The organism is Streptomyces aurantiacus, from assembly GCF_001418335.1.
Classification (GTDB): domain Bacteria; phylum Actinomycetota; class Actinomycetes; order Streptomycetales; family Streptomycetaceae; genus Streptomyces; species Streptomyces aurantiacus.
In genome coordinates this window covers 241-14280 of the sequence record NZ_LIPP01000011.1, presented here as the reverse complement: position 1 = coordinate 14280, position 14040 = coordinate 241, and the positions used below count along the sequence as shown (strand labels likewise).

Here is a 14040-nt window from a genome sequence, read left to right as displayed (position 1 = left end):
CCCGCATACACACCGGCAGCCACACACCCGCGCCCTCAGCGGAGCGTAGCCGTGAGCAATGCCAGCGGCGCCGCCGCCGACCGAGACTCCCGCACGCACGCATGCGGATACGGCACCGGCTCCCCATGCGTATCCCGCCCGTACCCCGCAAGCACCTCCGGCAGCCGGTGCCCCGCCGCCGTGGCCGCGTCGACGAGCCCGTGGGCGACCGTCCGCGCCTCGTCGTGGAGCCCGTACCGCGCAAGGCCCAACGTGATCAGCGCGTTGTCGTGGGGCCACACCGAACCCCGGTGGTACGACAGCGGATGGTACGCGGGCTGGCCCGAGGCGACCGTCCGTACGCCCCACCCGGAGAAGAAGTCCGGCTCCAGCAACCGCCGCCCCACCAGTTCCCCGTACTCCTTGTCCAGCAGTCCGGACCACAGCAGATGCCCGGCGTCGGACGCGAGCGCGTCGACGTGGTTCCCTTCGCCGTCCAGCGCGAGCGCCGGGAAGTCGCGGTCCGCCATCCAGAAGTCCCGCTGGAACCGGTCCCGCAGATCCCCGGCGGCCTGTTCGAGGAGTGCCGCGTACACCTCGTCGTTCCACACCGTCCGGGACAGGTACGCGGTACGGCGCAGCGCGTCGTACGCGTACCCCTGCGCGCCCGCGGCCGTCACGGGCCCCGTCGGCCGGCTGCCGTCGCCGGAGCAGATGGCGCCGGGGGAGTCCTTCCAGTTCTGGTTGGCGAGACCGCCCTCGTCCGCGCGGTAGACGAGATAGCCGCGCGAGGTCAGCCCGCCGTGGTCGAGCATCCAGCCGATCGCCGCGCGGGCGTTGGGCTCAAGACGGCGGGCCAGTGCCGTGTCGCCGGTCTGCTCGACGTACGCGCCGAGCAGGACGAGGAACAACGGTGTCGCGTCGACCGAGCCGTAGTACCGCCCGTACGGCACCTGCCCGAAGTGCGCCAGCTCGCCCTGCCGCATCTCGTGCACGATCTTGCCCGGCTGGGCCACCGTGCCCACGCCGACCTCGGTCGCCTGGGCCGCGGCGAGCGCGGGGAGGGTCGCGGCGGCCAGCTGCGGGCGGTAGGGGAGCGCGAAGAGGGAGGTGAGGAGGGCGTCGCGGCCGAGCAGCGTGAGGAACCAGGGGACTCCGGCCGCCGGGACGCGAAGTGCCTCCCCGTCGGGGCCCGTCGCCGGCACCTGGAGCGAGGCCAGGTCGGACAGGCCCCGCGCACACGCGGCGGCCAGCTCGGGCCAGCCCGTCGGGAAGGGCACACCCTCCGCGAACTCCTCCTCAAGCGCGAGGAGTCGGGCGTTCGCGGCGGCCGGAGTGCGGGGCACCTCCGGGTGCGGCATGCCGTGCGGGCGCGCCGCCACCCGGAGGGCCAGCTCGGCCGAGCCGTGCGGTGCGAGGTCGAGGGTCCACACGAGGCGCCGCGCGCCCGTGCCGGTCTCCTCGACGCCGTCGGGCGCGGGCTCGCAGGTCACCGTCGTACTGGACCGCCATTCCCCGCGCCGGTAGCCGAACTCGACGCCGTCGTCGAGGACCTGGCGGGAGCGGACCGCGCCGGACTTCGCGTACGTACGGTGGTCGGAGCGCAGCTCGAACTGGTCGGTGAAGTCGGCGTCCGCGGTGACCGCGATCCGGATCGTCGTCGGCACCGGGCGGTTGCTGGTGATCCGCAGCGACTCGACGAACGAGCCGTCGGCGACGGCCTGTTCGCGGAACAGCGTGTGGGCGGGCGGCTCCTGCCGGCCGCCGCGCGGTACGAGCACGCAGCGGGCCGTGTCCCCGTCCGCGACCGGTGACAGCGCCTCGGGCACCGCCCCGTCGACGGTCAGCTGCCAGCGGCTCAGATGCCGGGCGTCGCGCACGAACAGCCCGTCGGGAGCCGCCTGCGAGCTTCCGCCGCGTACTCCGCTGATGTCCCCGCCGTCGCCCACGGCGACGAACGTCCCACCGTGCACGAGCAGATGATGCCGGTCCGTCATCGCAGCTTCCCTCCCATGGCACCCATGGCTCCCATGGCGCCCTCGCCGAACTCTTCGGCCGTGCCGTGCGCCGCGTCGGGCGCCTCGTGCACGTCATGCACGTCATGCGTTTCGTGCAGTAGGTCCAGCGTCAGCGCCGCCGTCCAGCTGAAGCCGAGCGCCCCGCAGGCCTCACCGGTGTACGGGTCCACGTACTCGGCGAACCCGGAGGTGTCCGCCGTCTCCAGCAGGGCGCCGCGCAGCCGCCGCGCGCGGGCGTGCTCCCCGTGCAGCCGGAGCCCGCGCTCCACCAGCCAGTTGGTGTTGAACCAGGCCGGGCCGCGCCAGTACCGGTGCGGGTCGAAGGCGGGCCCGGTCAGGTCGTAACTCGGTACGAGCCGGGTGGTGTCACCGAGCCCGAAGTGCGGCCCGCGCAGCGTCCGTACGAGCGTCGCGGCCGTCTCGCGCGGCAGCGTCGGCAGGATCAGCGGGACGAGCCCGGAGACCCCGCGCTCGGGGATCAGCTCGTCCGTGCGCACGTCCCGGCAGAAGAACATGCCCTGGGCCGGCTCCCACAGCCGGTCCACCAGCGCCGCCGTCAGCCGCTCCGCGCGCGCGTGCCGGGCGGTGCCCGTGGCTCCCAGTTCGCGGGCGATGCGCGCCAACGCGTGCTCGGAGGCGATCAGCAGCGCGTTGAATGCCGGGTCCTCCACCGCGAACCCGGCGGCGCCGACGGTACCGGTGATGCCGGCGGCGCCGTCCGCGTACCCCGCGTCCCGGTAGTCCGCCGCCAGGCGTACGTACCGGCCGTAGTCCAGGTCCGTCGGCCGGTCCTCGGCGGCGCCGTGGTCCAGGTCGGCGCGGCGGAAGGAGCGGGCCGGGGCGGGCGTGACACGGGAGAGCGGCGCGTCCCAGCTCGGGGCGTTGTCCATGCCCTGCTCCCAGGGGTGGACCACCGAGGCGAGGCCCCCGCCGCCCAGGTCCCTGCGGTGCAGCAGATAGCGGTGCCAGGCCGCGAGCCGCGGGTACATCCGGGACAGGAAGGACCTCGCCCGCGACAGCCCCGGGTCGGCGGCATGAACCAGCCACACGGCGAGCGCGTGCACCGGTGGCTGCACGATGCCGGAGGTCTGTACGGTGCGCGGGGCGCCCGCCGCGCGCCCCGCGGTCGAGGAGCGCCAGAAGTCCGGGCTCGGGAAGTACGCGTCGAGGGGGACGGAGGGGTTGAACACGATGTGCGGGATCCGGCCGTCGCCCCACTGCGCGCCGAGCAACGTCTCCAGCTCCGACTGGGCCCGCAGCGGCGACACATGGCGCAGCCCGATCGCGATGAACGCGGAGTCCCAGGACCACTGGTGCGGATACAGGCTGTGCGAGGGCACCGTGGACGCGCCCGTCCAGTTGCTGTGCAGCACCTGGGCCGCCCTGACGTGCAGCGGCTCGGCAAACGGCGCTGACGACGGCTTCGGCTCCGGCAGTGGTCCGGACAGCGCACGCGACTGCGGCCCCGCCCGGTGGCCCGGATCGTATACGGCGGCCTCGACCTGGCCGTTCTCGGCGGCCCGGCCGTCTTCACCATGGCCGGAAACCGGCGGTGGGGCGGCGGTGTGTACGGGGCCCAGGTGCGCGGTGCGGCGGGCGGTGAGCTGGGTTGTGCGATCCACTCAGGTCTCCCCGAAGACATGCGGCCGACCAGTTCGGCAGTAGCTACCGTAGGGTTACGTCTATTTAACACGCAAAACTCAATATGTAATGCAGAGTTGGTGAGCGCAAGGGGTTTCGCGCGACCGGGACCACGAGGAGTAGCGGAATGACCACACCGGACGGGACGACCGCGAGGGCAGCGAAGGCCGCGAAGGCCGGGAGTCAGGCGAGCTCCGGCGACCTGCTGGAGCTGGTGCGCAGCGGACGTGCCACCACCCGTGGGGCGTTGCAGCAGGTCACCGGGTTGTCCCGGGCCACGGTCGGGCAACGCCTCGACCGGCTCTTCCGGGCCGGCTGGCTGCGCGAGGGCGCCGCGGGCCCGGTGGACTCGCCGCTCGGCGGACGCCCCTCGGTCCGCCTGGAGTTCGACGACTCCCATGGGGTGGTCCTCGCCGCCGACCTTGACACCCGGCACGCCCGCGCCGCCGTACTGTCCCTGACCGGTGAGCTGTTGGCCGAGCACGCGGGGCCGCTGCTCGTCGAGGAAGGGCCGGACGCGGTGCTCGGCGAGCTGGGCCGCTGGTTCGCCGAGCTGCTGGAGAAGGCCGGGCACCGGGCGCACGAGGTGTGCGGCATCGGGCTCGCCGTGCCGGGCCCCGTCGACTCCGACACGGGCCGGGTCGTCCAGCCGCCGATCATGCCCGGCTGGGACGGCTACGACATAAGAGGCCGCCTCACCCGCGCCTTCACCGAGCACACGGGCGCGGGGCCCGTCCCGGTCCTGGTCGACAACGACGCCAACCTCATGGCGTACGGGGAGCAGCGCACCGCCCACCCCGACTGCTCGGCGTTCGTCCTGGTGAAGGTCTCCACCGGGATAGGCGCGGGCGTGGTCGTCGGCGGCACGATCTACCGGGGCATCGACGGAGGCGCCGGGGACATCGGGCACATCCGGGTCCCGGAGGGCGCCGACGCGCTGTGCAGGTGCGGGTCGTACGGCTGTCTCGCCGCCGTTGCCAGTGGGGGAGCCGTGGCACGCAGGCTGGCGGAGTCGGGGGTCGCGGCGGCGTCGGGCTCGGACGTGCGCGACCTGCTCACCTCGGGGCACCCCGGCGCGGCCGCGTTCGCGCGGGAGGCGGGCCGGCACGTCGGTGACGTCCTGGCGACCGTGGTGACGCTGCTCAACCCCGGTGTCCTGATGATCGCCGGGGATCTGGCCGGCACGGCGTTCCTCACCGGCGTGCGCGAACTGCTCTACCAGCGCGCGCTGCCCCGCTCCACCGCCCACCTGGACGTGGTCACGTCCCGGCTCGGGGAACGGGCGGCCCTGGTCGGAGCGGGCGCGCTGGTCGTGGAGCACCTGTACGCGCCCGAGCGGGTCGAGGAGCGGCTGCACGCCATGGGGGTGTGAGGACGGTCCTCCCGGCGTGCGTTTCCCGTCGTGGGTCGGGGCCGTGCCGGTACGGCCCGCTCCCGTGCGGTGTACGGCTGGGCGGACGCATCCCACATGCAGTCCACATGGTGAAATTCCGGTGCTGCGGAAAGCGTGATTCTCGCCACGTCTGATCGGGGTTTCGCTCGGATGAGCGGGTCTTGAGGGAACCGTGAGCGGCTGTACTTCTCAAAGGGTGGCACTCAGTGCCACTCTTCAGTTGTTTACGGCCTGAACTCAGACGTGCCAGCACCCGCTCAAAAGAGCGGCATTCGAAGTCTACGGGCGTTGACTCCTTCAAGAGGTGAACGCGGAACGCGCCAGCGCCTTACCTGCCCTTGACTTTCGATCTGCTGGCGGACGGGTGGTTACGACCGTATGACGCGCAAGTGGACGTACCCAGGTGCCTTCGATCTGGGTATGTTCCCCGTCGTCAGGGCAGCCACCGCGTCCCGAGGAGTCGAGACCCGTGTCGGAAAACAAAGATCCCCACGTAGCCGAGAGCGGCGACCGCGGCGACAACGGCGTTGAAAGCGTGAAGTTCGTTTACGACTTCACGGAGGGCAACAAGGAACTCAAGGACCTTCTCGGCGGCAAGGGTGCCAACCTCGCCGAGATGACCAACCTGGGCCTTCCCGTCCCGCCCGGCTTCACCATCACCACCGAGGCCTGCAAGACCTACCTCGACAGTGGCGACGAGCCGGCGGCACTGCGTGACGAGGTGAGTGCACACCTCGACGCCCTCGAAGCGAAGATGGCCAAGAAGCTCGGCCAGGCCGACGACCCCCTCCTCGTCTCGGTCCGCTCCGGCGCGAAGTTCTCCATGCCCGGCATGATGGACACCGTCCTGAACATCGGCCTCTCCGACACGTCCGTGCAGGGGCTGGCCAAGCAGGCCGGGGACGACCGCTTCGCGTGGGACTCGTACCGCCGGCTCATCCAGATGTTCGGCAAGACGGTCCTCGGCGTCGACGGCGAGCTCTTCGAGGACGCGCTGGAGGCGGCCAAGCAGGCCAAGAAGGTCGTGGTCGACACCGACCTCGAAGCGGCCGACCTGAAGAAGCTCGTCACCAAGTTCAAGAAGATCGTCAAGACCGAGGCGGGCCGGGACTTCCCGCAGGACCCGCGCGAGCAGATGGACCTCGCCATCCACGCGGTCTTCGACTCCTGGAACACCGAGCGCGCCAAGCTCTACCGCCGCCAGGAGCGCATCCCGCACGACCTGGGCACGGCCGTCAACGTGTGTTCCATGGTCTTCGGGAACCTGGGCCCCGATTCCGGCACGGGTGTCGCCTTCACCCGGGACCCGGCCTCCGGGCACCAGGGCGTGTACGGCGACTACCTGCAGAACGCGCAGGGCGAGGACGTCGTCGCGGGCATCCGCAACACCGTCCCGCTCGCCGATCTTGAGCGGATCGACAAGAAGTCGTACGACCAGTTGATGCAGATCATGGAGACCCTGGAGAACCACTACAAGGATCTCTGCGACATCGAGTTCACCATCGAGCGCGGGCAGTTGTGGATGCTCCAGACCCGCGTCGGCAAGCGGACGGCCGGTGCCGCCTTCCGGATCGCCACGCAGCTCGTCGACCAGGGCCTGATCGACGAGGCCGAGGCACTCCAGCGCGTCAACGGCGCCCAGCTCGCCCAGCTGATGTTCCCGCGCTTCGACGACTCGGTGGCCGTGGGCGGAAAGGTGACGCGGATCGGCCGGGGCATCGCCGCCTCACCGGGCGCCGCGGTCGGCAAGGCGGTCTTCGACTCGTACACGGCCGTGAAGTGGTCCCGTTCCGGTGAGAAGGTCATCCTGGTCCGCCGGGAGACGAACCCCGACGACCTCGACGGCATGATCGCGGCCGAGGGCATCCTCACCTCGCGCGGCGGCAAGACCTCCCACGCGGCCGTCGTCGCCCGCGGCATGGGCAAGACCTGTGTGTGCGGCGCGGAGGAGCTGGAGGTCGACACCAAGCGGCGCCGGATGACCGTCACCGGCGGGCACGTCGTCGAGGAGGGCGACGTGATCTCCATCGACGGCTCCAACGGCAAGGTGTACCTGGGAGAGGTGCCCGTCGTGCCCTCCCCGGTCGTGGAGTACTTCGAGGGCCGGATGCACGCGGGCGCCGACGACGCCGACGAACTGGTCGAGGCCGTCCACCGGATCATGGCCTTCGCCGACCGCAAGCGGCGGCTCCGGGTGCGGGCGAACGCGGACAACGCCGAGGACGCGTTGCGGGCGCGTCGCTTCGGCGCCCAGGGCATCGGCCTGTGCCGCACCGAGCACATGTTCCTCGGTGACCGGCGGGAGCTGGTGGAGCGGCTGATCCTCGCGGACACGGACGCCGAGCGTGAGGAGTCGCTGAAGGAGCTTCTGCCGCTCCAGAAGCAGGACTTCGTGCAGCTCTTCGAGGCGATGGACGGCCTGCCGGTCACCGTCCGCCTCCTCGACCCGCCGCTGCACGAGTTCCTGCCCGACATCACCGAGCTGTCGGTGCGCGTGGCCCTCGCGGAGGCCCGCCAGGACCCGCACGAGAACGAACTGCGGCTGCTCCAGGCCGTCCACCGGCTGCACGAGCAGAACCCGATGCTCGGCCTGCGCGGCGTACGCCTCGGCCTGGTCATCCCGGGCCTGTTCACCATGCAGGTACGGGCGATCGCCGAGGCCGCCGCCGAGCGCAAGAACGCCAAGGGCGACCCGCGCGCCGAGATCATGATCCCGCTCGTGGGCACGGTCCAGGAGCTGGAGATCGTCCGTGACGAGGCCGAGCAGGTCATCGCCGAGGTGCGGGAGCACACCGGCGTGGACCTGAAACTGGCGCTCGGCACGATGATCGAGCTGCCCCGCGCTGCGTTGACCGCCGGTCAGATCGCGGAGGCGGCCGAGTTCTTCTCCTTCGGCACCAACGACCTGACCCAGACGGTGTGGGGCTTCAGCCGGGACGACGTGGAGGCCAGCTTCTTCACGGCCTACCTGGAGAAGGGCATCTTCGGGGTCTCCCCGTTCGAGACGATCGACAGGGACGGCGTGGGCTCGCTGGTCAAGTCCGCGGTGAAGGCCGGCCGCGAGACCCGCCCTGACCTCAAACTCGGTGTCTGCGGCGAGCACGGTGGCGACCCGGAGTCGGTCCACTTCTTCCACGAGGTGGGCCTCGACTACGTCTCCTGCTCCCCGTTCCGCATCCCGGTGGCACGGCTGGAGGCGGGCCGCGCGGCGTCCTCCTCACAGGGGAGCGACCACCGGTAGGGACTCCGGGGTCCCGATCCGCCGTTCTACCCTGACCCTCACCGCGGCGGACCGGGACCCCGGCGTACGAAAGAAGAAGAAGAGGCGGCGCCTTGTGCGGGGCGCCGCCTCTTCTTCGCTGCCTACGGGTGTGCCCACGGGTGTGTCAGCGGGCGTCACGGCGCCTGCGTACGGTGAACAGCACCCCGCCCCCGGCCAGCAGGACAGCCGCGCCGCCGCCCGCGATGTACGCGGTGGCGCCGCTGCCTCCGGTCTCGGCGAGGTCGGCGCCCTGATCGTCCTTCTTGCCGTCCGTGTTGCTGTCCGCGGTGTCGTCCGCGGAGCCGTCCCCGTCCGTCTTGTCGGACGCGGGGACGAAGTCCGCGGGCGGCTTGTCGCAGCCGACGCCGTCCTGGTCACGGTCCAGGTGGTCGCCGTAGTGCTCGTCGCCTCTGGCGATGTTGGCGTACCCGTTCTCGTACGCCTCGGTGCAGTTCTTGAACGGGTGCAGCCCGTCGTGCGCCTCGGCGGTGGCCGGCAGAACGGCGAACGCCAGCGCGGCGACGACTACGGCGGCGGGCTTGTGGAACTGGTTCACGTCAGGAGCCCCCAGATTGGTGCTGATATCCGCACGCATGGCCGCGTATCCGTATGCATGATCACGGAGTGGCGATCAGTCGGATTTGAGGGGACGAAAGTATGGGAGAGGTTGAGGGGGCTGCGGCGGAATGACGGACCCGTGATGCGAACGTGACGTGACCGGACGGTAGCTCTCCGCTCATGGATCCGTCATCTGTAAACCCGGAGGTGAGGGGTTACGAGCGGAACGGACCCTTCACCTCGTAGGTGATGCCGCCGGACGAACTGCCGCTGGTGCCGCGCTGACTGGAGAAGTAGAGGCGGGTGCCGTCCGGGGAGAAGGCGGGGCCGGTGATCTCCGAACCCGACTGGCCGTCGACGCGCAGGAACGGGGCTATCACGTCGTCGGGCGTGATGACGCAGATGTCCATGGTGCCGCCGTCCTCGGCGACGAACAGGTCGCCCGAGGAGGTCCCGGTGATGTTGTCCACGCCGGTCAGCGGGGCCGTGCCCGAGGTGACGAGTGAGTCGTCGTACGCCAACTCGTATGTGCTGGAGGCCAGGTCGAGCTGCCAGACCCGGTTGTCGCCCTTCGTGGTGAACCAGACCGTGTCGTCGGCGTAGTGGCAGCCCTCGCCGCCGTTGAACTTCTTCGCGCCGGAGACCTGCGTACGGGTCGTGGTGGGGGAGCCGTCCGGGTCCGGCACGTTCGCCCAGGTGAAGGAGCCGGAGGTCGCCGTTCCGGCGACCAGGACCTGGAGGGTGCCGGCGGAGAGGCTGCCGCTGCCCCAGGTCGTCGGCACGAAGCGGTAGAGGCAGCCGTTCGTCTCGTCCTCGGTCAGGTACACCACCTCGCGCACCGGGTCGGCGGCGGCCGCCTCGTGCTTGAAGCGGCCCATCGCGTCACGGCGTACAGCGGCGTTCACACCCCACGGGTCGGCCTCGTAGACGTACCCGAGGGACACCTCCTCGCAGGACAGCCAGGTGTTCCACGGCGTCCTGCCGCCCGCGCAGTTCTGCCGGGTGCCGGACAGGATGCGGTACGCGCCCGTGACCGCGCCCGCCGACGAGAACCTCACCGCGCTCGCGCCGCCCGACGGGTTGATCTCCGAGTTGGAGACATAGATCCAGCCGGCACCGTCCGCGTAACAGGCCCCGCCGTCGGGGGCGTTGTGCCAGGTGTACGAGGTGCCGGACACCTGCTGGCCCGACCTTGCGATCACCCGGCTGGTGAAGCCGCCCGGGAGCCTGACGCCGTTCGCGTCCGCCGAGCCGAGTGCCCCGTACGGGCCCGTGCCGGGCTGGGCGGGAGCGGCGTACGCGGCACCGCGCCACAGGGTGCCGCCGAGTACGGCCGTCGAACCGCCGAGTATGGCCGCGCGCAGGAGAGTACGACGTTCCACTGTGGCTCCAAGGGTGCCGAGGCTGCCCCGTCCGCCGGTCGGGGACGAGGTCGCGCAACGCCGCAGCCTAGGAGCGCGGGGTGGACGTACCGTAACCACTTGGTGACGTGTACGCATCACGCCGTCGCGGGGAACCGCGGGCCGCTACCTCGCCCGCACCTCGTACGTCGTCACCGTCACCGAGTCGTCGTCCAGGCAGCGGCCCGACTCCAGGTCGAAGCGCTGTTTCAGGAGGGGTGAGGCCACGAACGGGCGGCCCTGGTGGGTGCCGGTGAGGCCGCGGGAGAGTACGGCCGCGCCGGAGAACGGGTCACGGTTGTCGATCGCGTACATCCGGCCCGCGCGGTCCAGGAAGAGCGCCGCCTGGCGCCCGTCCGGGAGCAGCGCGGCCACCCCGCGGCCGGGGATCAGCATGGAGAGGTCGCAGACCGCGAACCAGTCGTCGTCCACAGCGGAGGAGGAGACGGCGGACGTGGTCGGGGTGGCCGGGCGGAGCTGGATCCTGAGCGTCGTGGTCTCGGGTGCGAGCGTCATCGCTGGGCGCTTCCTTCCAGGGGGCGGGTACCGATGGTCAGCAGCGGCAGGTCGGGCTTGATCTGGTCGCGCTCGGGGACGAAGCCGACGACCGGGTCGGGGGTGTCGGGCGCGTTCACGAAGGAGACGAAGCGGGACAGCTTCTCCGGGTCGTTGATGGTCTCGGCCCACTCGTCGCGATAGGCCGCGACATGCGCTGTCATCAGCGACTCCAGCTCCTCGCAGATGCCCAGCGAGTCCTCCACGACCACGTCGCGGATGTGGTCGAGGCCGCCGGGGATCCGCTCCAGCCACGTCGAGGTGCGCTCCAGACGGTCGGCCGTGCGGATGTAGAACATCAGGAAACGGTCGATCAGGCGGATCAGTTCGGCGTCGGACAGGTCCTGGGCGAGCAGGTCCGCGTGGCGCGGGGTGGCGCCGCCGTTGCCGCCGACGTACAGGTTCCAGCCGTTGGCGGTGGCGATGATGCCGAAGTCCTTCGACTGGGCCTCCGCGCACTCGCGGGCGCAGCCGGAGACCGCCGACTTGAGCTTGTGCGGGGACCGCAGGCCCCGGTAGCGCAGCTCCAGGTCGATCGCCATGCGCACCGAGTCCTGCACGCCGTAGCGGCACCAGGTCTGCCCGACGCACGACTTGACCGTCCGCAGCGACTTTCCGTACGCGTGCCCGGACTCGAAGCCCGCGTCCACCAAGCGGGCCCAGATCAGCGGGAGTTGCTCGACGCGTGCGCCGAACATGTCGATCCGCTGGCCGCCCGTGATCTTCGTGTAGAGGCCGAAGTCGCGGGCCACCTCGCCGATCACGATGAGCTTTTCGGGGGTGATCTCGCCGCCGGGGATGCGCGGCACGATCGAGTACGAGCCGTTCCTCTGCAGGTTCGCGAGGAAGTGGTCGTTGGTGTCCTGGAGGGCGGCCTGCTCACCGTCGAGGACGTAGCCTTCGGCGCCGATCGTGGGCGCGAGGGAGGCGATGATCGAGCCGACCGTGGGCTTGCAGACCTCGCAGCCGTCGCCGCCGCGCGCGCTGTCGCGGCCGTAGCGGTCCAGGAGTTGCTGGTACGAGGCGATGCGCAGGGCGAGGACGATCTCGTACAGCTCCTCGCGGGTCTGCGGGAAGCAGCCGCACAGGCCCTTGTCGACCTCGACGCCGCTCGCCTCCAGCTCGGAGGTGACGAGCTGGCCGAGCACCTTGACGCAACTGCCGCAGCCGGTACCGGCCTTGGTGCACTTCTTGACCTCGGGGACCGTCGTGCACGCGTGGTCGGTGACCGCGCCGCGGATCGCGCCCTTGGTGACGTTGTGGCAGGAGCAGATGATCGCCTCGTCCGGCAGCGAGGACGGGCCGAGCTGGACGGGGGCGCCGGCGCCGGCCGGCAGGACGAGCTGTTCCGGGGCGATCGGCGGCACCGAGCCGGTGAACGCGCGCAGGGTGCCGTACGCGTCCGCGTCGCCGACCAGGATGCCGCCGAGCAGCTCGCCGTTCCGGCCGATGACCAGCTTCTTGTACGTGCCCGAGCGCGAGTCCGAGTAGACGACGTCGAGGCAGTCGTCGGCGGCGCCGTGCGCGTCACCGAAGGAGGCGACGTCGACACCGAGGAGCTTGAGCTTGGTGGAGAGGTCGGCGCCGGTGAAGGCCGCCCCGTCGACTCCGTCGGTTTCGGTTGCGGCGACGGTGGCGATCGTGGCGGCGGCCGTCTCGGCCATCTCGTAGCCGGGGGCCACCAGGCCGTAGACCCGGCCGTCCGAGGCCAGCGCGCACTCCCCGATCGCGAAGACCTGCGGGTCGGAGACCGTACGGCACTGGTCGTCGACGCTGATGCCCCCGCGCTCGCCCACGGTGAGTCCGCAGTCGCGGGCGAGCTGGTCACGGGGGCGTACCCCGGCCGAGAACACCACCAGGTCGGTGGCGACCGTGGAGCCGTCGGAGAGCTTCATGCCGGTCACGGCGCCGTCGTCGCCGGTGACGACCTCCTGCGTGCCCGTGCCGGTGTGGACCGTGAGGCCCATGTTCTCGATGGTGCGAAGGAGCGCGGCGCCGCCGCCCTCGTCCACCTGGACGGGCATCAGCCGCGGCGCGAACTCCACGATGTGCGTGGTGAGTCCGAGCCCCTTCAGCGCACCGGCGGCCTCAAGTCCGAGCAGCCCGCCGCCCACCACGGCACCGGTCGTCGCCCGTGCCTTCGCGTACTCCTCGATGGCGAGCAGGTCCTCGATCGTGCGGTAGACGAAGCAGCCCTCGGCGTCCTTGCCCGGCACGGGCGGCACGAACGGGAACGAGCCGGTGGCCAGCACCAGCGTGTCGTAGCCGACGGTCAGGCCGGAGCGGGCCGTGACCGTGCGCGCGGCCCGGTCGACGGTCTCGGCCGGGTCCCCGATGTGCAGCTCGATCCCGTGCTCCGCGATGAACTCCATGTCCGTCACGGACAGTTCCTCGGGCGTGCGGCCCGCGAAGTACGAGGTGAGCTGCACGCGGTCGTACGCGGGACGCGGCTCCTCGCACAGCACGACCACGCGGTGCGTGGCGGTCAGGCCGCGCTCGGCCAGCGCTTCGAGGAAGCGCTGGCCGACCATGCCGTGGCCGACGAGCACGATCGTGGGGCGGGGGCCAGTTCCCACAGGTGCGGTCGTGGACATCAGGAGCCTCCATCGTTGGTGAGCAGGTGGAGCAGCGGGGCGCCGTCCGCGGGGAGCGGCTCCGCTCCCTCCCAGGCGCGGGCGAGCGCGCCGACGGTGCCGAGCTCGCCGACGAGGACCCCGCCCACCAGGCGGTCGTCGCGGACGACGACCTTGCGGTAGGTGCCGCGGGTCGCGTCGGTGAGCTGGATGACGTCGTCGCCGGGCAGCGCGGTGTGCTCCCCGAAGGCGGCGAGGTCGAGAGGGGTGCCGGAGGCGAGGGTCAGGCGGGTGAGGGCGCGGGTGCCGCGGTAGCCGGTGGCACCCTCCGCGGGTGCGGTGCGCGCCAGCAACTCGGCCAGGACTTCGGCCTGTTCGAGCGCCGGAGCGGCCAGTCCGTAGACCTGGCCGTCGTGCTGGGCGCAGTCGCCGATCGCCCGGATGTGCGGGTCGGAGGTGCGCAGTTCGTCGTCGACGATGACGCCCTTGTGCACGGCGAGACCCGCGTCCTGGGCGAGGCCCACGCGCGGGTGCACGCCGCAGGCCAGCACCACCAGGTCGGCGTCGAGGGCGTACCCGTCGGCCATCTCGACGGAGCGGACGGAGCGGACCGCGCGGACGGAGCGGACGGAGCGGACGGAGCGGACGGAGCGGACCGCGC

8 protein-coding genes and 1 pseudogene are annotated in these 14040 nt (G+C 71.4%); 2 read left to right on the top strand and 7 right to left on the bottom strand.

Going from position 1 to position 14040, the window contains the following annotated elements; translation table 11 throughout:
* Positions 1-35: 35 nt before the first annotated feature.
* Both AOK01_RS01880 and AOK01_RS01875 read right to left on the bottom strand, forming a co-directional pair.
* The gene (locus AOK01_RS01880; protein ID WP_055507668.1) at positions 36-1976 is read right to left on the bottom strand and encodes an amylo-alpha-1,6-glucosidase; all 1941 of its coding nucleotides are present in this window, start codon (positions 1974-1976) and stop codon (positions 36-38) included.
* Positions 1973-3433, bottom strand: coding sequence for an amylo-alpha-1,6-glucosidase (locus AOK01_RS01875; protein ID WP_245702034.1), 1461 nt, complete (start codon positions 3431-3433; stop codon positions 1973-1975). Before AOK01_RS01875 ends, AOK01_RS01880 begins: the two co-directional genes overlap by 4 nt.
* A gap of 332 nt (positions 3434-3765) precedes the next feature.
* Here AOK01_RS01875 and AOK01_RS01870 point away from each other — a divergent pair, with 332 nt between their 5' ends.
* Together AOK01_RS01870 and ppdK are read left to right on the top strand one after the other, a co-directional pair.
* Entirely contained in the window at positions 3766-5010 is a 1245-nt protein-coding gene (locus tag AOK01_RS01870) for an ROK family protein (protein ID WP_055507666.1), read from the top strand.
* Between the two features lie 490 nt (positions 5011-5500).
* Complete coding sequence (gene ppdK, locus AOK01_RS01865) at positions 5501-8272, top strand: pyruvate, phosphate dikinase (RefSeq protein ID WP_055507664.1); 2772 nt, start codon at positions 5501-5503, stop codon at positions 8270-8272.
* A gap of 145 nt (positions 8273-8417) precedes the next feature.
* Here ppdK and AOK01_RS01860 read toward each other — a convergent pair whose 3' ends face one another.
* From AOK01_RS01860 to AOK01_RS01840, 5 genes and pseudogenes are all read right to left on the bottom strand, one after another.
* Positions 8418-8888, bottom strand: coding sequence for an LAETG motif-containing sortase-dependent surface protein (locus AOK01_RS01860; protein WP_055507662.1), 471 nt, complete (start codon positions 8886-8888; stop codon positions 8418-8420).
* Between the two features lie 178 nt (positions 8889-9066).
* A complete protein-coding gene (locus AOK01_RS01855; protein ID WP_055507660.1) occupies positions 9067-10233 on the bottom strand; it encodes an alkaline phosphatase PhoX in 1167 nt (388 codons plus the stop codon).
* A gap of 144 nt (positions 10234-10377) precedes the next feature.
* Positions 10378-10767 carry a nitrite reductase small subunit NirD gene (gene nirD / locus AOK01_RS01850; protein ID WP_055507658.1) on the bottom strand — a complete coding sequence of 130 codons (390 nt, stop codon included), beginning with the start codon at positions 10765-10767 and terminating at the stop codon, positions 10378-10380.
* On the bottom strand, positions 10764-13400 hold the full coding sequence (gene nirB, locus AOK01_RS01845; protein ID WP_055507656.1) for a nitrite reductase large subunit NirB: 2637 nt from the start codon (positions 13398-13400) through the stop codon (positions 10764-10766). Before nirB ends, nirD begins: the two co-directional genes overlap by 4 nt.
* Positions 13400-14040, bottom strand: a pseudogene (locus tag AOK01_RS01840) (FAD-dependent oxidoreductase); the annotation flags it as partial. The pseudogene AOK01_RS01840 and the gene nirB, both read right to left, overlap by 1 nt.